The 21,766-nt window shown below is 62.8% G+C and carries 16 protein-coding genes; 11 read left to right on the forward strand and 5 right to left on the reverse strand.

Features of this window, described 5'->3' with window-relative positions:
• The 6 genes from PspCFBP13528_RS18005 to PspCFBP13528_RS18030 all read left to right on the forward strand — a co-directional run bounded on the left by PspCFBP13528_RS18005 (nucleotide 1) and on the right by PspCFBP13528_RS18030 (nucleotide 8,753).
• The gene (locus PspCFBP13528_RS18005; RefSeq protein ID WP_065887345.1) at nucleotides 1-831 is read left to right on the forward strand and encodes a carbohydrate ABC transporter permease; all 831 of its coding nucleotides are present in this window, start codon (nucleotides 1-3) and stop codon (nucleotides 829-831) included.
• Nucleotides 832-854: 23 nt separating this feature from the next.
• The gene (gene ugpC, locus PspCFBP13528_RS18010; RefSeq protein ID WP_065952552.1) at nucleotides 855-1,958 is read left to right on the forward strand and encodes a sn-glycerol-3-phosphate ABC transporter ATP-binding protein UgpC; all 1,104 of its coding nucleotides are present in this window, start codon (nucleotides 855-857) and stop codon (nucleotides 1,956-1,958) included.
• Nucleotides 1,959-1,976: 18 nt separating this feature from the next.
• On the forward strand, nucleotides 1,977-3,458 hold the full coding sequence (locus tag PspCFBP13528_RS18015) for a mannitol dehydrogenase family protein (RefSeq protein ID WP_137201048.1): 1,482 nt from the start codon (nucleotides 1,977-1,979) through the stop codon (nucleotides 3,456-3,458).
• A 139-nt stretch (nucleotides 3,459-3,597) separates the two neighbouring features.
• Nucleotides 3,598-5,079: a xylulokinase gene (xylB, locus tag PspCFBP13528_RS18020; protein WP_101221345.1), complete on the forward strand. Its 1,482-nt coding sequence runs from the start codon at nucleotides 3,598-3,600 to the stop codon at nucleotides 5,077-5,079.
• A 12-nt stretch (nucleotides 5,080-5,091) separates the two neighbouring features.
• Nucleotides 5,092-6,030, forward strand: coding sequence for a carbohydrate kinase (locus PspCFBP13528_RS18025; RefSeq protein ID WP_101221344.1), 939 nt, complete (start codon nucleotides 5,092-5,094; stop codon nucleotides 6,028-6,030).
• 116 nt (nucleotides 6,031-6,146) lie between these two features.
• Nucleotides 6,147-8,753, forward strand: coding sequence for an autotransporter outer membrane beta-barrel domain-containing protein (locus PspCFBP13528_RS18030; RefSeq protein WP_137201050.1), 2,607 nt, complete (start codon nucleotides 6,147-6,149; stop codon nucleotides 8,751-8,753).
• Between the two features lie 67 nt (nucleotides 8,754-8,820).
• On the opposite strand, the gene PspCFBP13528_RS18035 is transcribed toward PspCFBP13528_RS18030, so the two are convergent.
• A complete protein-coding gene (locus tag PspCFBP13528_RS18035; protein WP_065952547.1) occupies nucleotides 8,821-9,087 on the reverse strand; it encodes a DUF1652 domain-containing protein in 267 nt (88 codons plus the stop codon).
• A 369-nt stretch (nucleotides 9,088-9,456) separates the two neighbouring features.
• On the opposite strand from PspCFBP13528_RS18035, the gene PspCFBP13528_RS18040 reads away from it, so the two are divergent.
• Nucleotides 9,457-9,660, forward strand: a complete 204-nt coding sequence (locus PspCFBP13528_RS18040) for a ParD-like family protein (protein WP_065887356.1) — start codon at nucleotides 9,457-9,459, stop codon at nucleotides 9,658-9,660.
• The gene (gene map, locus PspCFBP13528_RS18045) at nucleotides 9,657-10,412 is read left to right on the forward strand and encodes a type I methionyl aminopeptidase (RefSeq protein WP_137201052.1); all 756 of its coding nucleotides are present in this window, start codon (nucleotides 9,657-9,659) and stop codon (nucleotides 10,410-10,412) included. Before PspCFBP13528_RS18040 ends, map begins: the two co-directional genes overlap by 4 nt.
• A 57-nt stretch (nucleotides 10,413-10,469) precedes the next feature.
• Here map and sfnG read toward each other — a convergent pair whose 3' ends face one another.
• Complete coding sequence (sfnG, locus tag PspCFBP13528_RS18050) at nucleotides 10,470-11,555, reverse strand: dimethylsulfone monooxygenase SfnG (RefSeq protein ID WP_065952545.1); 1,086 nt, start codon at nucleotides 11,553-11,555, stop codon at nucleotides 10,470-10,472.
• Between the two features lie 266 nt (nucleotides 11,556-11,821).
• On the opposite strand from sfnG, the gene PspCFBP13528_RS18055 reads away from it, so the two are divergent.
• A complete protein-coding gene (locus tag PspCFBP13528_RS18055; protein WP_137201054.1) occupies nucleotides 11,822-13,060 on the forward strand; it encodes an acyl-CoA dehydrogenase family protein in 1,239 nt (412 codons plus the stop codon).
• Nucleotides 13,061-13,835: 775 nt separating this feature from the next.
• On the opposite strand, the gene PspCFBP13528_RS18065 is transcribed toward PspCFBP13528_RS18055, so the two are convergent.
• The 3 genes from PspCFBP13528_RS18065 to PspCFBP13528_RS18075 all read right to left on the reverse strand — a co-directional run bounded on the left by PspCFBP13528_RS18065 (nucleotide 13,836) and on the right by PspCFBP13528_RS18075 (nucleotide 16,772).
• Nucleotides 13,836-14,621: a sulfite exporter TauE/SafE family protein gene (locus PspCFBP13528_RS18065; RefSeq protein ID WP_065952543.1), complete on the reverse strand. Its 786-nt coding sequence runs from the start codon at nucleotides 14,619-14,621 to the stop codon at nucleotides 13,836-13,838.
• A 144-nt stretch (nucleotides 14,622-14,765) separates the two neighbouring features.
• Nucleotides 14,766-16,067, reverse strand: coding sequence for an ATP-binding protein (locus PspCFBP13528_RS18070; protein ID WP_137201056.1), 1,302 nt, complete (start codon nucleotides 16,065-16,067; stop codon nucleotides 14,766-14,768).
• Between the two features lie 3 nt (nucleotides 16,068-16,070).
• Nucleotides 16,071-16,772 (reverse strand): response regulator transcription factor, encoded by a 702-nt coding sequence (locus tag PspCFBP13528_RS18075; RefSeq protein WP_065952541.1) that lies wholly within the window; start codon nucleotides 16,770-16,772, stop codon nucleotides 16,071-16,073.
• 289 nt (nucleotides 16,773-17,061) lie between these two features.
• Between PspCFBP13528_RS18075 and PspCFBP13528_RS18080 the strand changes: the two genes are divergently transcribed.
• Nucleotides 17,062-18,204, forward strand: a complete 1,143-nt coding sequence (locus PspCFBP13528_RS18080) for an efflux RND transporter periplasmic adaptor subunit (RefSeq protein ID WP_137201058.1) — start codon at nucleotides 17,062-17,064, stop codon at nucleotides 18,202-18,204.
• Between the two features lie 6 nt (nucleotides 18,205-18,210).
• Nucleotides 18,211-21,309 (forward strand): efflux RND transporter permease subunit, encoded by a 3,099-nt coding sequence (locus tag PspCFBP13528_RS18085; protein ID WP_065952539.1) that lies wholly within the window; start codon nucleotides 18,211-18,213, stop codon nucleotides 21,307-21,309.
• The last annotated feature ends 457 nt before the right edge of the window (nucleotides 21,310-21,766 follow it).

Genomic DNA, 21,766 nt, shown 5'->3' on the forward strand with positions numbered 1-21,766 from the left:
ATGACGCTTCAACAATCCCGCCGCCTGCAAAGCCTGTTGCTCGGCACCCTGGCCTGGGCCATCGCGATCCTGATCTTCTTCCCGATCTTCTGGATGGTGCTGACCAGCTTCAAGACCGAAATCGACGCCTTCGCCACGCCGCCGCAGTTCATCTTCACGCCGACGCTGGAGAACTACCTGCACATCAACGAGCGCAGCAACTATTTTGCCTACGCGTGGAACTCGGTACTGATTTCCTTCAGCGCCACCGCCTTGTGCCTGCTGATCTCGGTGCCGGCCGCCTACTCCATGGCGTTCTATGAGACCCAGCGTACCAAGGGCACGCTGCTGTGGATGCTGTCGACCAAGATGCTGCCGCCGGTGGGCGTGCTGATGCCGATCTACCTGCTGGCCAAGAGCTTTGGCCTGCTGGATACGCGCATTGCGCTGATCATCATCTACACCCTGATCAACCTGCCGATCGTGGTGTGGATGGTGTACACCTACTTCAAGGACATTCCCAAGGACATCCTCGAAGCCGCCCGCCTGGATGGCGCCACGCTGTGGCAGGAAATGGTCCGCGTGCTGCTGCCGATCGCCAAGGGCGGCCTGGCGTCGACCGTGCTGCTGTCGCTGATCCTGTGCTGGAACGAGGCCTTCTGGTCACTGAACCTGACGTCCTCCAGCGCCGCGCCGCTGACGGCGCTGATCGCCTCCTATTCCAGCCCTGAAGGTTTGTTCTGGGCCAAATTGTCCGCCGTGTCGACCCTGGCCTGCGCGCCCATCCTGATCTTTGGCTGGATCAGCCAGAAGCAGTTGGTGCGCGGCCTGTCCTTTGGCGCGGTCAAATAATAATTTCAAGCGGAGGGCCCATCATGGCCAACCTGAAAATCAAGAATCTGCAAAAAGGCTTCGAAGGTTTTTCCATCATCAAGGGCATCGACCTGGAAGTGAACGACAAGGAATTCGTGGTGTTCGTCGGCCCGTCGGGCTGCGGCAAATCCACCCTGCTGCGCTTGATCGCCGGCCTGGAAGAAGTGACTGAGGGCACCCTCGAACTCGATGGCCGCGACATCACCGAAGTGACCCCGGCCAAGCGTGACCTGGCGATGGTGTTCCAGACCTACGCCCTGTACCCGCACATGAGCGTGCGCAAGAACATGTCGTTCGCCCTGGACCTGGCCGGCGTCGACAAGACAATCGTCGAGAGCAAGGTCAATGAAGCGGCGCGCATCCTGGAGTTGGGCCCGCTGCTGGAGCGCAAGCCCAAGCAGCTCTCCGGCGGCCAGCGCCAGCGCGTGGCGATTGGCCGGGCGATTGTGCGCAACCCGAAGATCTTCCTGTTCGACGAACCGCTGTCCAACCTCGACGCCGCCCTGCGCGTGCAGATGCGCCTGGAACTGGCACGCCTGCATAAAGAGCTGCAGGCGACCATGATCTACGTGACCCACGACCAGGTCGAAGCCATGACCCTGGCCGACAAAGTGGTGGTGCTCAACAGCGGTCGCATCGAACAGGTCGGCTCGCCGCTGGAGCTGTACCACCAGCCGGCCAACCTGTTCGTGGCGGGCTTTCTCGGCACGCCGAAGATGGGTTTCCTCAAGGGCAAAGTCACGCGTGTCGACGGCCAGGGCTGTGACGTGCAACTCGACGCCGGCACCCTGATCAGCCTGCCGCTCAGCGGCGCCAGCTTGAGCGTGGGCAGCGCGGTGACCCTGGGTATTCGCCCCGAGCATCTGGAAATCGCCACGCCGGGCCAGACCACCCTGACCGTCACCGCCGACGTCGGCGAGCGCCTGGGCAGCGACACCTTCTGCCACGTCATCACCGCCAACGGCGAGCCGCTGACCATGCGCATCCGTGGCGACATGGCCAGCCAGTATGGCGAGACGTTGCACCTGCACCTGGACCCGGCGCACTGCCATCTGTTCGACACCGATGGCGTGGCCGTCACCCGCCCCCTGCGCGCCGCCGCCTGATTTCGCGAGTATTACGCCATGAAGCTGAATAAACACACCCTCACCCAGTTGGCACCCGAAGTGCAGCGGCCAGCCTACGCCATCGCCAGCACATCGCAGGGCATTGCGCATATCGGCGTCGGCGGTTTCCATCGGGCGCACCAGGCGTTTTACACCGATGCCTTGATGAACACCGGCGAAGGCCTGGACTGGAGCATCTGCGGCGTGGGCCTGCGGGCCGAAGACCGCAAGGCCCGCGACGACCTGGCGGGCCAGGATTATCTGTTCACCCTGTATGAACTGGGCGACACCGACGACACCGACGTGCGCGTGATCGGCTCGATCAGCGACATGCTGCTGGCCGAGGACGGTGCCCGGGCGCTGATCGATAAACTGGCCGAGCCGGCCATCCGGATCGTGTCACTGACCATCACCGAAGGCGGCTACTGCATCGACGACAGCAACGGCGAATTCATGGCCCACCTGCCACAGATCCAGCATGACCTGGCGCACCCGAGCGCACCGAAAACCGTGTTCGGTTTTCTCTGCGCCGCCCTGACCCAACGCCGCGCCGCCGGCACCCCGGCGTTCACGGTGATGTCCTGCGATAACCTGCCGCACAACGGCGCTGTCACGCGCAAGGCCCTGCTGGCGTTTGCCGCGCTGCACAATGCCGAGCTGCATGACTGGATCCAGGCCACTGTGAGCTTCCCGAATGCCATGGTCGACCGCATCACGCCGATGACCAGCACCGCCCACCGCCTGCAGTTGCATGATGAACACGGCATTGACGACGCCTGGCCGGTGGTGTGCGAGCCTTTTGTGCAATGGGTGCTGGAAGATAAGTTCGTCAACGGACGCCCGGCCTGGGAAAAGGTCGGCGTGCAGTTCACCGATGACGTAACGCCTTACGAGGAAATGAAGATCGGCCTGCTCAACGGCAGCCACCTGGCCCTGACGTACCTGGGGTTCCTCAAGGGCTACCGGTTCGTCCACGAAACCATGAACGACCCGCTGTTTGTCGCCTACATGCGCGCCTACATGGACCTGGACGTCACGCCGAACCTGGCGCCAGTGCCGGGCATCGACTTGACGGACTACAAACAGACCTTGGTGGACCGCTTCTCCAACCAGGCAATCGCCGACCAGCTGGAACGGGTGTGCTCGGATGGCTCGTCGAAGTTTCCCAAATTCACCGTGCCGACCATCAACCGCTTGATTGCCGATGGGCGCGAGACCGAGCGCGCGGCGCTGGTGGTGGCCGCCTGGGCCTTGTATTTGAAGGGTGTCGACGAAAATGGCGTGGCCTACACGATTCCCGATCCTCGTGCCGCGTTCTGCCAAGCGCTGGTGAGTGATGACGCGTTGATCAGCCAGCGCTTGCTGGGGGTTGAAGAGATTTTCGGCACGGCTATTCCCAACTCGCCTGCATTTGTGGCAGCGTTCGAGCGGTGTTATGCAAGCTTGCGCGATCACGGCGTCACTGAAACGCTGGAGCATCTTCTGAAGAGACCGGCTTGAAACTGTGGGAGGGGGCTTGCCCCCGATGAGGGTGTGTCAGTTAATAAATCTTTCACTGACCCACTGCTATCGGGGGCAAGCCCCCTCCCACATTGACCGCATTGACAACTCCAACAATAAGACTGCTGAGCACTCCATCATGACCCAGCCAAACCTGTTCCTCGGCATCGACTGCGGCACCCAGGGCACCAAGGCCATCGTCCTCGACGCGTCCAGCGGCAAGGTGCTGGGCCTGGGCGCCGCCGCGCACACACTGCTCAGCGGCGCCAACGGCCGGCGTGAGCAACACACCCAGGAATGGCTGGATGCCTTTACCGAAGCCACCCACCGCGCCCTGCAACAGGCCGGGGTGGACGGCCAGGACATTCTCGGTATCGGCGTGTCCGGCCAGCAACACGGCCTGGTCTTGCTCGACGCCCAGGGCCAGGTGCTGCGCCCGGCCAAGCTGTGGTGCGACACCGAAACCGCAGCCGAAAACGAGCGCCTGTTGCAGCACCTGGGCGGTGAAAGCGGCTCGCTGGAGCGTCTGGGCGTGGTCATTGCGCCGGGCTACACCGTGTCAAAACTGCTGTGGACCCGTGAACAGCACCCGGACCTGTTTGCGCGCATCGCCCATATCCTGTTGCCCCATGACTACCTCAACTACTGGCTCACCGGCCGCGCCGTCGCCGAATACGGCGATGCTTCAGGCACCGGCTATTTCGACGTGCGCCGCCGTGAATGGGACGTGGCGCTGCTGCAGCACATCGACCCCAGTGGTCGTCTGCAAGCAGCGCTGCCCGAGCTGATCGCAGCCGACCAGGCGGTGGGCACGATCCTGCCGGCCATCGCCGAGCGCCTGGGCATCAACCCCAACGCCATCGTCGCCAGTGGCGGCGGCGACAACATGATGGGCGCCATCGGCACCGGCAATATCGCCCCCGGCGTCATCACCATGAGCCTGGGCTCATCAGGCACCGTCTACGCGTTCGCCGACCAGCCCAACGTGAGCCCGCAGGCGTCGGTCGCCACCTTCTGCTCATCCAGCGGCGGCTGGTTGCCGTTGATCTGCACCATGAACCTGACCAACGCCACCGGCGTGGTGCGCGAGCTGTTCGAGCTGGACCTGAACGCCTTCAACACCCTGGTCGAACAGGCCCCCATTGGCGCAGACGGGGTGAGCATGTTGCCGTTTCTCAACGGCGAACGGGTGCCCGCCCTGCCCCAGGCCACCGGCAGCCTGCACGGCCTGACCATGACCAACCTGACCCGCGCCAACCTGTGCCGCGCGGTGGTCGAAGGCACCACCTTCGGCTTGCGCTACGGCCTGGACCTGCTGCGCCAGACCGGTCTGCAAAGCCTGGGCATCCGCTTGATCGGCGGCGGTTCGAAAAGCCCGCTGTGGCGGCAGATGGTCGCCGATATCATGAACACCGAAGTGGTGTGTACCGAACAAAGCGAGGCCGCTGCCCTGGGCGCGGCGATCCAGGCGGCGTGGTGCCAGTCCGGCGAATCCCTGGCCAGCCTGTGCGACAAATGCGTGAGCCTTGACCCGGCCAGCCGCACCTTGCCGGTGCCGGCCAATGTCAGGGCCTATCAACAGGCCTACGAGCGCTATCAACAGCGTGTGGCAACCCTTTAAGAGCGAGCGACTATGTATCTGGTGTGCGGTGAAGCGCTGTTTGATTTTTTCAGCGAGGAGGATGCCAGCGGGCTTGCGTCCAAGGTCAACTACACGTCTATTGCCGGCGGGTCGCCGTTCAACGTGGCCGTGGGCTTGCGCCGCCTGGGCATCGAGGCCGGGCTGTTCGGCGGGGTGTCCACCGACTTCCTCGGCCGGCGCCTGGTGCAGGTGCTCAAGGATGAAGGCGTGAGCCGGCAGTTTCTCGTGGAGTTCGCCGCACCGACCACGCTGGCGATGGTTGCCGTGGGTGCCAATGGCTCGCCGCACTACAGCTTTCGCGGCGAAGGTTGCGCCGACCGGCAACTGCAGGTCGCGCATCTGCCGGTGCTGGGCGATGAGATTCGCGGGCTGCATGTCGGCTCGTTCTCGCTGGTGGTGCAACCGATCGGCGACACGCTGCTGGCCCTCGTCCAGCGTGAAAGCGGCAAGCGCCTGATCAGCCTCGACCCCAATGTGCGCCTTAATCCGCAACCGGACATCCAACTGTGGCGCGACCGTATCGCCGAGCTGGTCAAGCATGCCGACCTGATCAAGGTCAGCGATGAAGACCTGCACCTGCTGTACCCCGAGCAATCACCTGAAAGCGTGCTGCAAGGCTGGCTGCAACACCGCTGCCAGTTGGTATTCCTCACCCGTGGCGGTGATGGCGCCAGTGTGTTCAGCCGTAGGCATGGCACCTGGTCGCAACCGGCCGTCGACATCGTGATGGCCGATACAGTCGGCGCCGGCGATACCTTCCAGGCGGCGTTGATTGCCTGGTTGACCGAGCAGCAATTGGACTCGATTGAAGGGCTGCAACAGCTCAGCCGCGAACAGATCGACGCCATGCTCGGCTTTGCCATCCGCGCTGCGGCGCTGACCTGCACCCGCACCGGACCGGACTTGCCTCACCGTAGCCAATTAGGCTGATAGCCCACCGGCCGTGCCCTGCGCGGCCTTTACGTTTTATCCAAAAACCTTGCCATGCAGCGAACCTGTGCTACACCGAAGAACAGCAGTAATTAAAACAATACGTAGGACGCGTCATGACCAAGGCATCTGGTTTTCCAACCCGAGCCGTTATTGCTGTCGGCATTCTTTCACTGCAGTACTTCACTCCCCAGCCCGCGCATGCCGCGTGCGCTTTCAGCCCCGGTCCCGGTGACGACACGTTCGTCTGCGACAGCGGCACCAGCACCGCCGGGCTCACCGATCTTCTGGGCAACAATCGTCTGACGCTGCCCGCCGGTGGTACGGGAACCGTCAACGGCCCTGTCACGTTCGGCGCGGGCCAAGATCGAATCCTGATCGATGCCGGCAGTATCCTGGGCGCTGTGCAACAAGGCACCGGCATCGATGACTTTGTCATGAACGGCGGGCGGATTGTTTCCCTGGCGCAGGGCGATGGCCGCGATACCTTCCTGATGACCGGCGGTGTCATCGAAAGGGAATTCGTCGACGGTGACGTGGCGCGACAAACCGCCGGCACGATTGGCCGGGTCGACCTGAGGCTGGACGATAACGAATACGAGATGACCGGCGGCGAGATCCTCGGCAACCTGGTCGCCGGGTTCGGCAAGGACAGGGTCGACATCTCGGGAACAGCCAGCGTAGGCGGCAATATCAGCACCAGTGGCGGCGATGACATCATCCGGGTGAGCGGCGGCGTGATCAAAGGTGAAATCCGCGCCAGTTTTGGCAACGACACATTCACCTGGAGCAATGGCGGTGAGGTCCAGTCTTCAGTCTTGATGGGCGATGGTGACGATAACGCCCTGCTCAGCGGTCTTACTGAAAGCCGGCTGGCCGCCACGCCGTCGATTGACGGCGGCCTGGGCAATGATCAACTGACCTTCGATAACACCACCTCCAGTACCGCCGCGCGTTATGTCGGCTGGGAGACGGTCAATCTCAACAACGCCTCGCGCGTTGATCTGGTCGGGGACTTTTTCCTCGGTGACAGTGCGAGCAACACCGGTACGTTCAACATCGATGGCAGCAGTATCCTGGCGGTGAGCCAGGGCGCAATCCGCCCTTACACGGCGGGCCAATTGGCGACGCTGAACAACGCCGGCACCCTTGACATGACCACCGACAACCGCGCGAACAGTTCATTGACGGTGCACGGCAACTATGTGGGCAATAACGGCCAGCTGTGGCTGCAAAGCGTCCTCGGTGATGACAACTCCGCTACCGACAAGCTGGTGGTGTCCGACGGCATTATCAGCGGTCACACGCAACTGGGCGTCACCAATCTTGGCGGTGCAGGCGGGCTGACTCAACACAGTGGCATCGAGGTGGTCCAGGCCCTCAACGGCGCGACCAGCAGCGCAGATGCCTTTGCGTTGAAGGGCTCGGTGTCGGCCGGTGCCTATGAATATCAGCTGTTCAAAGGCGGCGTGACCGCCGGCACGGAAAACAACTGGTACCTGCGCTCTTCGGTGGTGGCCGTGCAGCCACCTCCCGTCCCGCCGGTAACGCCCACCCCGCCGGTGGTGGTACCTGTTGCACCGATTACGCCGACGCCTCCTGTCGTCGACCCCGATGAACCACCGGTGGAGCCGCCGACCGCGCAACCGGTCGCGCCGATCGAGACCCCGGCGCCCCCGCCGAGCCAGGTCGCGGCAGCCAATTCACCGCAACCCGCCGCCAGCAGCCCGGCGCTGCCAACAGCCGTGGTCGGTGCCGCACCCATCCCGCTGTATCGCCTGGAAGTGCCGGTGTATTCGGTGGTGGTCCCGGCCGCGCACATAATGACCCGGATGGCCCTGGGCACGTTTCATGAACGCCAGGGCGAGCAAAGCCTGCTCACTGAAACGGGAGCAGTTGCGGCCGGTTGGGCGCGTGCCTATGGCGGCGATTTCAACAAGCACTGGTCGGGCACCGTGTCGCCAAGCTTAGACGGCAGCGTCAAGGGCTATCAGGTGGGGCATGACCTTTACGCTGCGCAAACCAGCGGCGGGCAACTGCAACGCTTCGGCCTGTTCATCGGGCAGAGTCGCTTGCGCGGCGACGTGAAAGGTTTTGCCGAAGGCTTTCAGGACCGGCGCTCCGGGCGGATCAAACTCGACGGTGATAACTTCGGCGCCTACTGGACCCTCACCGACCCCAAAGGCTGGTACATCGACCTGGTCGCCATGGGCACACGCCTGGACGGTGACAACAAGTCCGACCGTGGCGTAAAGGCGGACACCAAGGGCCGTGCCCTGGCGCTCTCCGCCGAAGCGGGTTATCCAGTCACCGTTTCCGAACATTGGGTGCTGGAACCGCAGTTCCAGGTGATCCGCCAGACCCTTGACCTGGACAACCAGAACGACGGTATATCCAAGGTATCGTTCGACTCCCAGGCGTACTGGACCGGCCGTCTGGGTGCCCGCGTCAAGGGCCGCTACCGGGTGGGCACCACGCCTGTCGAACCGTATGCGCGCGCCAACGCCTGGCGCACCTTCGGCGGCAGCGACACGGTGACCTACGACGATGTGGACCGCATCAAGAGCGATCACGCGTCGTCCACCGCCGATGTCGGCGTCGGGGTTATCGCCCACTTGTCGCCGGCGGTGAGTGTTTACCTGGCGGCGGACTACTCCACCAATCTGGACGGCAACGCCCAGGAGGGTGTGGGCGGCACCGCCGGGGTGCGCATGAGCTGGTGAACAGCACGAGGCTCAGGGGGCCTGGTCACTGCCAGGCCTCCAAGTCAACGCGCAGCCAGGCGCGCTCTTAAAATCCACGCCCTCCTGCTCGCTGCTGGGCAGGCGTGTGAGCATGCTTGAGGTCTTCACGCAGCCCGGCGATCAGGTTACAAATGGCGCGACTGCTGTCGAGTCTGTCCGCGCTGATACCTTTGACCTCCAACTCCACGCGATCACGGTCGCGGTCGTCGTACACCTTGATCGTCAGCGAAGCATCTTCGGCTTTGGTGCACTCACACCGCTTAGGCAGGAAACTTCCTTCAATAATACTGCGAAGCTCTAATTCCGAAAGCATGGCTAACCTCTCCTTGTTTGAGACTGCCAACAGTTTTTATGGGGTCCGGCAGGCACTTGCCTGCCACGTCTTGCCGGCCTTGGAAGACGCCTTCAACAAAGAAGCCTACTCGCCAAATCCACTGCTGTTGTAACCTTTCTTCATAAGCTCAGCGCTTGCTTATATGAGGTAAATTTCGCCGCACCCATCATCGCCGAACCGCGCCGATTAAACGTTTAACCGCCCGTCTCACATCAGGCGCATTTGAAGTAGCCGATTTTTTGGCAACATGTGGTAATCAATCAACGGGTCAACCAAGCGTCGAGCGGGGCTTTCGCAAAACATACGAAACATATACGCTTCGTATATTGAATTCTCACAGTGAAGCGTATGGGCATCGTCAAAATCACCGACCAATTGCACGAACAACTACGCCTGGCCAGCGCCGCGATGGACCGTTCCATCAACGCCCAGGCCGAGTTCTGGATCAAGATCGGCCTGCTTGCCGAGCTCAATCCTCAGTTGCCCTACAACGACCTGATCAACAAACTGTTGCTGGACAAACCCGACCTGATCAGGGGGCGCAGCCAATGATCAAAACGCCACAACAGCTTGCGCTGATGCGCGAGTCCGGGCGCCTGCTGGCCCAGGTGTTCAGCATGCTCGACGGCTTCGTCGCCGCCGGCCGCTCCACCCTGGAACTGGACAGCGCCGTCGAAACCTTCATCCGCCAGGAATTGCAGGCCCGCCCGGCCAGCCTCGGGCAATATGACTACCCCTTCAGCATCAATACATCGATCAATGAAGTGGTGTGTCACGGCATGCCCAGCGCGAAGCAAATCCTTAAAGATGGCGACATCATCAACATCGACATCACCCTGGAAAAAGGCGGCTTTATCGCCGACTCCAGCAAGATGTACATGATCGGCACGGTGACGCCCAAGGCGCGGCGCCTGGTAGAAATGACCTTCGAAGCCATGTGGGCCGGCATCCGTCAGGTCAAGCCTGGGGCGCGCCTGGGAGATATCGGCCATGCGATCCAACACCATGCGCAGGCCAACGGCTACAGCGTGGTGCGTGAATACTGCGGCCATGGCATCGGCCGGGAAATGCACGAAGAGCCGCAAATCCTGCACTTCGGCCGTCCCGGCACCGGGCTGGAACTGCGCGAAGGCATGGTGTTTACCATCGAGCCGATGCTCAACCAGGGCAGCGCCAAAGTGCGCAGTCTCAAGGATGGCTGGACGGTGGTGACCAAAGACAACAGCCTGTCGGCGCAGTGGGAACATACGGTGGCGGTGACGGCGGATGGGTTTGAGGTGTTGACCCTGCAACCGACAGCCTGAACTGCACAGAACCGGTGTACGACCGTCCCACGCTCGGCGTGGGAACGATCAATCGGGTCAGGCCACCTGCTTGACGAGGGCCTTGGCCTCCAGTTCACGCACCAGCGGCAACACGCGCTTGCCGAAGTACTCCACCTCCTCCTGAAAATGCAGGAAGCCGGCCAGCACCAGGTCCACGCCCACCGCCTTGAGCGCGACGATGCGCTCGGCAATCTGCTGCGGGGTGCCGATAAGGTTGGTCTTGAAGCCGTCGTTGTATTGCACCAGGTCCTCGAAACTGGACTTGGCCCAGTTGCCCTCGCCTTCCGGTGACGCCTTGCCCGCTTGTCTGGCGGCATCACCGAAGGCGTTGACCGCTTCCGGGTCGGCTTTGTCGATGATGTCCGCCAGCACGGCGCGCGCCTCTTCTTCGGTATCGCGAGCGATCACAAAAGCGTTGACGCCGATCTTTACCGAATGGTTATTGGCCGCAGCCTTGGCGCGGATATCGTCGACCTGGGCCTTGATGCCTTCGGGGGTGTTGCCGTTGGTGAAGTACCAGTCCGATACCCGCGCCGCCATGTCGCGCGCCGCCCTTGAACTGCCGCCCTGGAACACTTCGGGCTGTCCCAGGGGCTTGGGCTTGAGGGTGTAATTGTTGAAACGGTAAAAGTCACCCTTGAAGGTGAAATCGTCCTGGGTCCAGATGCCTTTCAAGGCGCGAATGAATTCTTCGGAACGACGATAGCGCTCATCGTGCTCCAGCCACGGTTCGCCGATGGCCTGGAACTCGCCCTTGAACCAGCCGCTGACGATATTCACCGCGATGCGGCCGTTGGTGAGCTGGTCGATGGTCGCCAACTGCTTGGCCGCCAGCGCCGGCTGCCACGGGCCCGGCAGGATCGCCGCAATCACCTTGAGGGTGGTGGTGGCCGCCAGCAACGCGTGGCTGAACGCCACCGACTCGTGCTGATTCTCGGCGCCGTAGCCGGCGGTGAAACGAATCTGGGTCAGGCCATATTCAAAGCCGGCGGCTTCGGCCAGTTGCGCCAGTTTACGGTTGTAGTCGATGCCCCAGTGGGTGCGCTGCTCGATCTTGCTGACCACCAGCCCACCGCTGACGTTGGGCACCCAATAGGCAAATTTCACGGCGTGTTGACTCATTGGGGGTACCTCGCACAAAGGAATGTAGGAGGGCTTGAGCAGCAAGCGTGCCAGCCACGCGCAAAGGCCCTGGCCTTGCGGTCTGCGGCGCACAACCTGGGCGTTGCGCGGAGCGCCGCGACTGTCATGAATCGCAGCGTTTTGTGCAAACGCTGTTGCGGGCGCAACAGTATTTGGCGTCCTCGCGCCGTAAACACGGGCCACGGTGCCCGGCACGGACTGTGCAAACACCCAGGGACTTGATCACTGCCCAGGAGCCGCCCCCCATGACCGAGCAACACGTCATCAACCCGCTGTCCGTTGGCGTCGACTACCCCGCCCTGGCCGAGCGCTTCCGTCCCATCTTCGAGCGCATCGCCGCGGGCGCGGTGGAACGCGAACACAGCCGCACCCTGCCCCATGAGCCGATCCGCTGGTTGAAGGAAGCCGGTTTCGGCGCGGTGCGCGTGCCGGTGGAATATGGCGGTGGCGGCGCGTCGCTGCCGCAGCTGTTCGAACTGTTGATCGAACTCGCCGCCGCCGACTCCAATGTGCCCCAGGCCCTGCGCGGGCATTTTGCGTTTGCCGAAGACCGCCTGAATGCGCCGCCGGGCGCGGCGCGCGAGGTGTGGTTCAAGCGCTTTGTCGACGGCGACATCGTCGGCTGCGCCTGGACCGAAATCGGCAATGTCGCGATCGGCGACGTCGTCACCCAGGTCAGCCCCAACGGGAACGACTGGACACTCAACGGTGAAAAGTTCTACAGCACCGGCAGCCTGTTTTCCGACTGGATCGATGTATACGCCCAACGCAGCGACACCGGCGCCGACGTCATCGCCGCCACCCGCACGCGCCAGCCTGGGGTGGTGCAAAGCGATGACTGGGACGGCTTTGGCCAACGCACCACCGGCAGCGGCACCACGCGCTTTACCGATGCCGTGGTCGAAGCGCAAAACGTGATCGACTTCGCCACCCGCTTCAAATACCAGACCGCGTTTTATCAACTGGTGCTGCTCGCCACCCTGGCCGGCATCGGCCATGCGGCACTCAACGACGTGGCCCATCAGGTGCGCACGCGCAAACGCATCTACAGCCACGGCAACGCCCCGCACGTCAGCCAGGACGCGCAGGTGCAACAGGTGGTGGGCGAAGTCGCCGCGCTCGTCTACGCAGCCCGTGCCAGCGCATTGCAGGCCGCGCTGCCGGCGCAACGGGCCTATCTGGCCCGCTTCGGTGGCGATGACGTGGCCGAACGCGAAGCCAACGTAGCCGCCGAGATCGAATCGGCGACGGCCCAGGTGGTCGTGTCGGAATTGATCCAGCGGGCCACCAGCCAACTGTTCAACGCCCTGGGGGCCTCCGATGTGCGTCAGGGCAAAGCCCTGGACCGGCACTGGCGCAATGCGCGAACAGTGTCATCGCACAATCCGCTGATCTACAAGGCGCGGATCGTCGGCGACTGGGTGATCAATGGCACCGAGCCGCCGTTTGTCTGGCAGATCGGCAATGGCCCGGCGAAGGCTTAATACCAGTCAGTTAGGCGTTTTGTAGGAGCGAGCTTGCTCGCGAAAAACTCACAGGCACCGCGTTCATTCAGGAAACACGCGTTATCGTTGACATTTTTCGCGAGCAAGCTCGCTCCTACAGAGGGCAGCGTACGCTTAATTGACTGGCATTAGGCCAAGGCCTAAGCCGTTCTAACGCAATGTGGAAGAAGTGAAGCAAAGGTGTCATAACGCTCTAACACCCAACACTAACCACAATGCGAAGCGAGTCGCTCTTGATCTTGATCTGGCTTTTGATCTTGATCTTAGGCGCCCCGTTAAACCACGCTGGCCGCAATTCGACATTGATGTGGGGGGTAAACCGGCAGGGATGCCGGTTTAGCCGCCCCGCGCCATGGATGGCGCGTGGCGGCGGCCCCCCACATCAATGTCGGATTGCGGGCACACCGAGCCTAAGCGAGGTGCCGAGTGGTGGGGCAAGAGCCTTTTTGGTTACTTTTGGGGCTCTTTTCCAAAAGTGACCCGCTGTAAAAGCGGAACCGATAGCAGCCGTTACCGCAGAAACGGATATGTACTCGTTCCAATCCAACATCCTGGTCGGCCCAGAGGCCGCCATCGGGGGCAAGCCCCCTCCCACATTTGGATGGTGGAGCATCAGTCAGATAGTTTCAGACCGTCGGCCGCCCTCGGGAGCAGGCCCCCTCCCGCATTTGGATGGTGGAGCATCAGTCAGATAGTTTCAGACCGTCGGCCGCCATCGGGAGCAAGCCCCCTCCCACACTGGACCGCGCCCACCCTAGAACGCCAGTTTGTAACCCACCGCCATCAACATCACCGCCAGACACGGACGCAGCACACCATCCGGAATCCTGCCAGTCATATGACTGCCCAGATAAATCCCCGGCAGCGAGCCCATCAGCAAAAACCCCAACAGATGCCAATCCATATTGCCCATGCTCGCATGGCCCAGCCCCGCCACCAGGGTCAGCGGCACAGCATGGGCGATCTCGGTGCCGACCAGACGACGCGTGGCGAGAAACGGATACAGAATAAACAGCGCCACCGTCCCCAGCGCGCCGGCGCCGATGGACGTCAGCGCCACCATGGTACCCAGCACCGCGCCCGTCACCACCGTCAGCGCATTCAGATTGCGCGGGCGCATAGAATAGTCGTCACCGGCATGGCGCTGGGCGAACGCCAGCAAGCTTTTCTTGAACAGGATCGCCAGGGCCGTCAACAGCAACACCACGCCCAGCGCCTGTTTGATCACCGCGTTCATGGCGCTGGGGTCGGTATGCAGGCTGGCGAGGAACCACAGGGTCAGCAACACCGCCGGCACGCTGCCCAGGGTGAGCCAGCCGGTAATGGTCCAGTCGATGTTCCTGTTCTTGCTGTGCACCAGCACCCCACCGGACTTGGTGATGGCGGCATACAACAGGTCAGTGCCCACGGCGGTGGCCGGATTGATCCCGAACCACAACAGGATCGGCGTCATCAACGAGCCCCCGCCCACGCCCGTCATGCCCACGATAAAACCTACGATCAGGCCGGCAACCACGAAACCCACATTACCTACATCCATTACAGCTACCTGCGGCCTTATAAATTTCTGGCGGCAGGATAGCGATTTTTCTTATAACGACTTATACCAATATGATCTGACTTTATGCCTTTTCAACCAGGCACGACAATCCGGGCGATCGGCCGCGCGATCAAGCTGCCTCGATCAATCGACGTTGGGCAACCACACGCGAAACCGCGCCCCACCGAGCGGTGAGGCCTCGGCGGTCAAGGTGCCGCCCTGGGCTTCCAGGGCCCGCCGGCTGATGGCCAGGCCCAGGCCAAAGCCCCCGGTGGCGCGGTCACGGCTGCGGTCCAGGCGATAGAACGGCTCAAAGATGCGTTCACGCTGGTCCGGCGGAATGCCGATGCCGTCATCATCCACACGGATTTCACAGCCTTTGGGGCAAACCTTGACGCCGACCTGGATGCGCTTGTCGCAGTAACGCGTGGCGTTGCGCAGCAGGTTCTGCAGAGCGCGGGCGGTGAGGCGCGGATCGAGGCTGAAGCGCTCCACAGCGCAGTCGAGCACCACCTCGATGACGATGTCGGGGTTTTCCAGCTCATCGTCGACACTGCCCAACACGCTGTCGATGAATTCATCCAGCACCACCTCCACGCGCTCGGGCAACTGCGCCGGGTTCTGCAGACGGCTGTAGGAGAGCAATTCCAGCACCAGCTCATCCAGTTCACGAATATGCGCCACCAGGCTTTGCAGGCGTTCCCGGCCGGCCGCGGGCAAGTCTTCCGAGAGCGCCAGGGCCAGGCCGAAATCCAGCCGGGTCAGCGGAGTGCGCAGCTCGTGGGACACCGCGTTAAGCAGGTCGCGCTGCTGGTTCAACAGATGCTCGATGTCATTGGCCATGGTGTCGAACACCGCCGCCAGGCTGCCGATGCTGGAACTCGGCGGAATCTGCGTGCGTTCGCCCAGGTTGCCCTTGCCCAACTGCGCGGCGGTGCTTTTCAGCCGCTCCAGGTCGCGCCAGTGGGGGCGCAACCACACCAGCAGACAGGCCAGCAGCGCGGCGCCGACCAGTACGTTCATCGACCAGTACAGCAGGTTCATGTCCAGCGGGTCCGGCGGGATGATCAGCTTGACCGCGAACTGCTCGTTGATCGGCGAGCTGACTTCTTCCATCCAGCCCCACTCGCCCAGGCGGATCACCGGTTTGCCCTGCTCCAGCAATTGCTCCTCGGCAGGCGTGTAGCGCGCGTCCTGGCGCAATAGCAATTGCACTTTCAACGGCGCAAAGTCACGGCTCAGTTGCTCGGTAACCTGCGACCAGCGTTCCACCGGCGCGCGCAGGTATTGCTTGACGATGAGCGTTTGCAGGCCACGGGACTGTTCGACGTTATAGTCCATGTACCGGTGTTCGAACAGCTGGATCACCAGCTTGGGGATCAGGAAAATCGCCGCGCTGTAGGTGACGATGGTGATCAGGTAGAGACGCAGCAGGACACGAAACATGGCTCAGCATTCCCACTCGGAACGGCTGAACAGGTAGCCCTTGCCCCACACCGTCTTGATCTTGCGCGCCTCACCGGCGTGGTCGTCGAACTTGCGCCGCAGCTTGGAGATGGCCACGTCCACCGAACGGTCGGTGCCGTTGAACTCGATACCGCGCAGGCGCTGCAGGATCTGGTCGCGGCTGAGTACTTCACCGGCATGCCGCGCCAGGACCACCAGCAGGTTGTATTCGCCACTGGACAGCTCCACCGCCTGCTCGCGCCAGGTCACGGTGCGCTCGGACAGGTCGATGCACAGGTTGCCCATGATGATGCGGTCGCTGGCCACCTGCGGTTCCGACAGGCTGCTGCGGCGCAGCAAGGTGCGCACCCGGGCAAGCAGCACGCGGGGCTCACAGGGTTTGGTCACGTAATCGTCGGCGCCCATTTCCAGGCCCAGGACCTGATCATGGCTGTCGTCACGGGCAGTGAGCATCAGGATCGGCAGGCCCGCCGAGTCCGCGCGCAGCAGACGGCAGACCTGCAGGCCGTCGAGGCCGGGCAGCATCAGGTCGAGGATCACCAGATCCGGCGGGTTCAGCCGCGCCTGCTCACGTACCAGGTCGCCCCGGCTGAGCACGCTGACGTGGTAGCCATTGCGCTCCAGGTAGCTGGCAATCAACTCGGAGAGTGCGGCGTCGTCTTCCACCAGGAGGATATTGGGCATGGAGGTGTTTCCAGAAAATACAGTGAGGTGTCGTACACAAATCCAATGTGGGAGGGGGCTTGCCCCCGATGACAGGGTGCCGGTCGACTGTTGATTAGCTGACACACCGCTATCGGGGGCAAGCTCCCTCCCACATTTGATCTTCATTGCAAGCAAGGTTGTGCAAGGATATACGCCCTCAGCGCCCCGCGCGCCGCCCCTTACAGTTCTTCACACACGACCTACACAGCTTCACAGCACCACAGCGCAGGTGACCTTAGGATGCGCCAGTCAATATTGGGATAAGAGCATGTCGAAGAATCTGTTTGCGCCGTTTTGCCTGTTGGCCCTCACACTGGCGCTGAGCGCGTGTGACAAGTCCACAGCCGAGGCGCCCCAAATGCCCCTGGCCAAAGTGCGCATCGAGACGCTGCAGGCCAAGCCCCTGTCCATCACCAGCGAATTGAGCGGGCGCATCGCCGCGCCGCGCATTGCCGAGGTGCGCGCCCGGGTCGCCGGGGTGGTGATGCAACGGGTGTTCAATGAGGGCCATGACGTGAAACGCGGCGACGTGCTGTTTCGCATCGACCCGGCGCCGTTCAAGGCCGACCTCGACAGCGCCCAGGCCAACCTCAGCAAGGCCGAGGCCAACGCATTCCAGGCGCGCCTGCAGGAGCAGCGCTACAGCCAGTTGGTGGAAGGCAACGCCATCAGCGGCCAGGAATACGACAACGCCCGCGCCGCCCTGCGCCAGGCCAACGCCGAAATCGCCGCCAACAAGGCCGCCGTCGAGCGCGCCAGGTTGAACCTGGGCTACGCCACCGTGACCGCGCCGATTTCCGGGCGCATCGGCCGGGCCCTGGTGACCGAAGGCGCGCTGGTCGGACAGAACGAGGCCACGCCGCTGGCGATCATCCAGCAACTGGACCCGATCCATGCCGACCTGACCCAGTCCACCCGCGAGCTCAACGACCTGCGTCGTGCCTTTCGTGCCGGCAGCCTGAAGCAGGTCGGCCAGGACCAGGCCAAGGCCACTCTGATCCAGGACGACGGTAGCCTGTACCCGTTGCCGGGCAAGCTGCTGTTCGCCGACATCAGCGTCGACCCGGGCACCGGGCAGATCATCCTGCGCAGCGAGTTTCCCAACCCGGACCTCGACCTGCTGCCCGGCAGCTTTGTGCGGGTACGCCTGGAACAGGCAGTCGACAGGCAAGGCCTGAGCGTGCCGCAACGCGCCATCACCCGCGACAGCGCCGGCATCCCCATGGTGCTGTTGCTGGACGACGAGCAGACCGTGCGCCAGCAGCCGGTGGAGTTGGGCGCGGTGATCGAGGATCGCTGGATCGTCAGCAGCGTCCTCAAACCCGGCGACCGCATCATCGTCGAGGGCCTGCAACGCGCGCGCCCCGGTGAAAAAGTAGAAGTGGACGACAGCCCGCTCGTAAAGGAATAACCCGCCATGCCGCAGTTCTTCATCGACCGCCCGATTTTCGCCTGGGTGGTGGCCTTGTTCATTTTGCTGGCCGGCTTCCTGGCGATCCCGCAATTGCCGGTGGCCCAATACCCCAACGTCGCACCGCCCAAGGTGGAAATCTACGCGGTGTACCCTGGCGCTTCGGCCCAGACCCTGGATGAAAGCGTGGTCAGCCTGATCGAGCAGGAGCTCAACGGCGCCGATCACCTGCTGTATTTCGAGTCCCAGAGCAGCCTGGGCTCGGCGACCATTACCGCCACGTTCCAACCGGGCACCAACCCGGAGATGGCTCAGGTGGACGTGCAAAACCGGCTAAAGGCGGTGGAGCCTCGCCTGCCGCAAGCCGTGACGCAACAAGGCTTGCAGGTGGAGAAAGTCTCGGCCGGCTTCCTGCTGCTGGTGACGCTGACGTCCAATGACGGCAAGCTCGATGACGTGGCGCTCAGCGATTACCTGGCGCGCAACGTGATGAACGAACTCAAGCGCCTGGACGGGGTGGGCAAGGCCCAGCTGTATGGCGCCGAGCGCGCCATGCGCATCTGGATCGACCCGCAGAAGCTGATTGGCTTCAACCTCACGCCGGCCGACGTGAATGCCGCCATCAGCGCGCAGAACGCCCAGGTTTCGGCGGGCAGCATCGGCGACTTGCCGGGCACCCCCACCCAGGAAATCACCGCTGCCATTCTGGTCAAGGGCCAATTGTCGACGCCGGCGGAGTTCGCCGATATCGTGCTCAAGGCCAACCCTGACGGCTCTACCGTGCGCATCGGTGATGTGGCGCGGGTGGAAGTCGGCAGCCAGGAATACCAGTTCTCCACGCGCCTGAACGGCAAGCCGTCCACCGCCGTCAGCGTGCAGCTGTCGCCAGGCGCCAACGCGCTGAACACCGCGACCCTGGTGCGGGCGAAGATGGACGAGCTGTCGCGCTATTTCCCGGCCAATGTGGAATACAAGATCCCCTATGACACCTCGCCGTTCGTCAAGGTCTCGATCACCAAGGTGGTCTACACCTTGCTCGAGGCGATGGCGCTGGTGTTTGCGGTGATGTTCCTGTTCCTGCAGAACGTGCGCTACACCCTGATCCCCACGCTGGTGGTGCCGATTGCGCTGATGGGCACCTTCGCCACCATGCTGTTGCTGGGCTTTTCGATCAACGTGCTGACCATGTTCGGCATGGTGCTGGCGATCGGTATCCTGGTGGACGATGCGATTGTGGTGGTGGAGAACGTCGAGCGGATCATGGCCACTGAAGGCCTGTCGCCCAAGGAGGCAACGAAAAAGGCCATGGGTCAGATTACCGGCGCCATCGTTGGTATCACGCTGGTGCTGGTCGCGGTATTCCTGCCGATGGCGTTCATGCCAGGCTCGGTGGGGGTGATCTACCAGCAGTTCTCGCTGTCGATGGCCACCTCGATCCTGTTCTCGGCGTTTCTGGCCCTGACCTTGACCCCGGCGCTGTGCGCCACCTTGCTCAAACCGATTGCCCAGGGCGAACACCACGCCAAGGGCGGCTTCTTCGGGTGGTTCAACACGCGCTTCGCACAGCTCACCGACCGTTACGAAAGCTGGGTGGCCTATGCCCTCAAGCGCAGCGGCCGCTACCTGCTGATCTATCTGGTGCTGCTGGTGGGCCTGGGGCTGCTGTTCAGTCGCCTGCCCTCCTCGTTCCTGCCGGTGGAAGACCAGGGCTACACCATCACCGATATCCAGTTGCCGCCGGGCGCGAGCAAGAACCGCACGGTGCAGGTGGCCGAGCAGATCGAGGCACACAACGCCACGGAACCGGGCGTGGGTGATACCACCATGATCATGGGCTTCAGTTTCTCCGGCTCCGGGCAGAATGCGGCGCTGGCGTTTACCACGCTCAAGGACTGGTCGGAGCGCGGCAGCGATGATTCGGCCGCGTCGATTGCCGACCGCGCCAACATGGCCTTCAGCGAGCTCAAGGATGCGATTGCCTATGCGATCCTGCCACCCCCGGTAGACGGCCTCGGCACCTCCAGCGGTTTCGAGTTCCGCCTGCAGGACCGTGGCGGCGTCGGCCACGCGGGGCTGATGGCTGCACGTACCGAGTTGCTGGAAGCGGCCGCGAAAAGCCCGATCCTGGCCAACGTGCGCGAAAGCGCCCTGGCCGAAGCCCCGCAGGTACAGCTGGAAGTGGACCGCAAGCAGGCCAATGCGCTGGGCGTGTCGTTTGCCGACGTCGGCAATATATTGTCGTCGGCCATCGGCTCGGCCTACATCAACGACTTCCCCAACCAGGGTCGCATGCAGCGCGTGGTGGTGCAGGCCGAGGGTGACCAGCGCAGCCAGGTGGCGGACTTGATGAAGATCAACGTGCGCAACAACGCCGGGAAAATGGTGCCGCTGTCGGCGTTTGTCGAAGCCAAGTGGACCCAGGGCCCGACGCAACTGACGCGCTACAACGGCTACCCCGCCATCGCCATCAGCGGCGAAGCGGCGCCAGGGCACAGCACCGGCGAGGCGATGGACGAAATCCAGCGCCTGGTCAGCCAACTGCCCGCCGGTTTGGGCCAGGAATGGACCGGGCTGTCCTTGCAGGAACGCCTGTCCGGGTCCCAGGCGCCGATCCTGTTGGGCTTGTCGCTGCTGATCGTGTTCCTGTGCCTGGCCGCCTTGTACGAGAGCTGGTCGATCCCGACCTCGGTATTGCTGGTGGTGCCGCTGGGCGTGCTCGGGGCGGTGCTGGCGGTGAGCTTGCGCGGCATGCCCAACGATGTGTTCTTCAAAGTCGGCCTGATCACCATCATCGGCCTGTCGGCGAAAAACGCGATCCTGATCATCGAGTTCGCCAAGGACCTGTATGAACAGGGCGAGGACTTGATCGACGCCACCTTGAAAGCCGCGCGCCTGCGCCTGCGCCCGATCATCATGACCTCGCTGGCATTCATCCTCGGCGTGGTGCCGCTGGCGATCGCCACCGGGGCCAGTTCGGCGAGCCAGCAGGCGATCGGCACCGGCGTGATTGGCGGGATGATCACGGCGACCTTGGCGGTGGTATTCGTGCCGGTGTTCTTTGTGGTGGTGATGAAGCTGGTGCGCAAGCGTCACAAAGCCGCTTAGTCGAGCCAGGCACGGTAAAAAATGTGGGAGGCGCCTTGCTCCCGATGACGGTGTGTCAGTCATGTGTTTGTGACTGATCCACCGTCATCAAGAGGCATCTACGTAGCGCTCAACCCTAACCACGATGCGAAGCGAGTCGCTCTTGATCTTGATCTGGCTATTGATCTTGATCTGGCTATTGATCTTGATCTCAGGCGCCCCGTTAAACCACGCTGGCCGAACGCAGGCTTGAATCCGTGGGCAACCCGGCAGGACGCCGGGTTAGCCGCACTGGGCCAGGGATGGCCCATTGCGGCGGCCCACGGATTCAAGCCTGCGTTCGGGCACACCGAGCATTAGCGAGGTGCCGAGTGGTGGGGCAAGTGTACGGGTCAACCACATGGGTTACAAAAAAGTGCACTCACATAGGTGACACTTTGATTGAGACATAACCGTTCTTTGCATCTCTCGCATTCAC

Source organism: Pseudomonas sp. CFBP13528, assembly GCF_005233615.1.
In the GTDB taxonomy this organism is placed as follows: Bacteria; Pseudomonadota; Gammaproteobacteria; order Pseudomonadales; family Pseudomonadaceae; genus Aquipseudomonas; species Aquipseudomonas fluorescens_AM.

Bases quoted from the DNA above. Each gene is read 5' to 3' on its own strand.
- PspCFBP13528_RS18005 (WP_065887345.1), top strand. From the start codon at position 1: ATGACGCTTCAACAATCCCGCCGCCTGCAAAGCCTGTTGCTCGGCACC.
- ugpC (WP_065952552.1), top strand. From the start codon at position 855: ATGGCCAACCTGAAAATCAAGAATCTGCAAAAAGGCTTCGAAGGTTTT.
- PspCFBP13528_RS18015 (WP_137201048.1), top strand. From the start codon at position 1,977: ATGAAGCTGAATAAACACACCCTCACCCAGTTGGCACCCGAAGTGCAG.
- xylB (WP_101221345.1), top strand. From the start codon at position 3,598: ATGACCCAGCCAAACCTGTTCCTCGGCATCGACTGCGGCACCCAGGGC.
- PspCFBP13528_RS18025 (WP_101221344.1), top strand. From the start codon at position 5,092: ATGTATCTGGTGTGCGGTGAAGCGCTGTTTGATTTTTTCAGCGAGGAG.
- PspCFBP13528_RS18030 (WP_137201050.1), top strand. From the start codon at position 6,147: ATGACCAAGGCATCTGGTTTTCCAACCCGAGCCGTTATTGCTGTCGGC.
- PspCFBP13528_RS18035 (WP_065952547.1), bottom strand. From the start codon at position 9,087: ATGCTTTCGGAATTAGAGCTTCGCAGTATTATTGAAGGAAGTTTCCTG.
- PspCFBP13528_RS18040 (WP_065887356.1), top strand. From the start codon at position 9,457: ATGGGCATCGTCAAAATCACCGACCAATTGCACGAACAACTACGCCTG.
- map (WP_137201052.1), top strand. From the start codon at position 9,657: ATGATCAAAACGCCACAACAGCTTGCGCTGATGCGCGAGTCCGGGCGC.
- sfnG (WP_065952545.1), bottom strand. From the start codon at position 11,555: ATGAGTCAACACGCCGTGAAATTTGCCTATTGGGTGCCCAACGTCAGC.
- PspCFBP13528_RS18055 (WP_137201054.1), top strand. From the start codon at position 11,822: ATGACCGAGCAACACGTCATCAACCCGCTGTCCGTTGGCGTCGACTAC.
- PspCFBP13528_RS18065 (WP_065952543.1), bottom strand. From the start codon at position 14,621: ATGGATGTAGGTAATGTGGGTTTCGTGGTTGCCGGCCTGATCGTAGGT.
- PspCFBP13528_RS18070 (WP_137201056.1), bottom strand. From the start codon at position 16,067: ATGTTTCGTGTCCTGCTGCGTCTCTACCTGATCACCATCGTCACCTAC.
- PspCFBP13528_RS18075 (WP_065952541.1), bottom strand. From the start codon at position 16,772: ATGCCCAATATCCTCCTGGTGGAAGACGACGCCGCACTCTCCGAGTTG.
- PspCFBP13528_RS18080 (WP_137201058.1), top strand. From the start codon at position 17,062: ATGTCGAAGAATCTGTTTGCGCCGTTTTGCCTGTTGGCCCTCACACTG.
- PspCFBP13528_RS18085 (WP_065952539.1), top strand. From the start codon at position 18,211: ATGCCGCAGTTCTTCATCGACCGCCCGATTTTCGCCTGGGTGGTGGCC.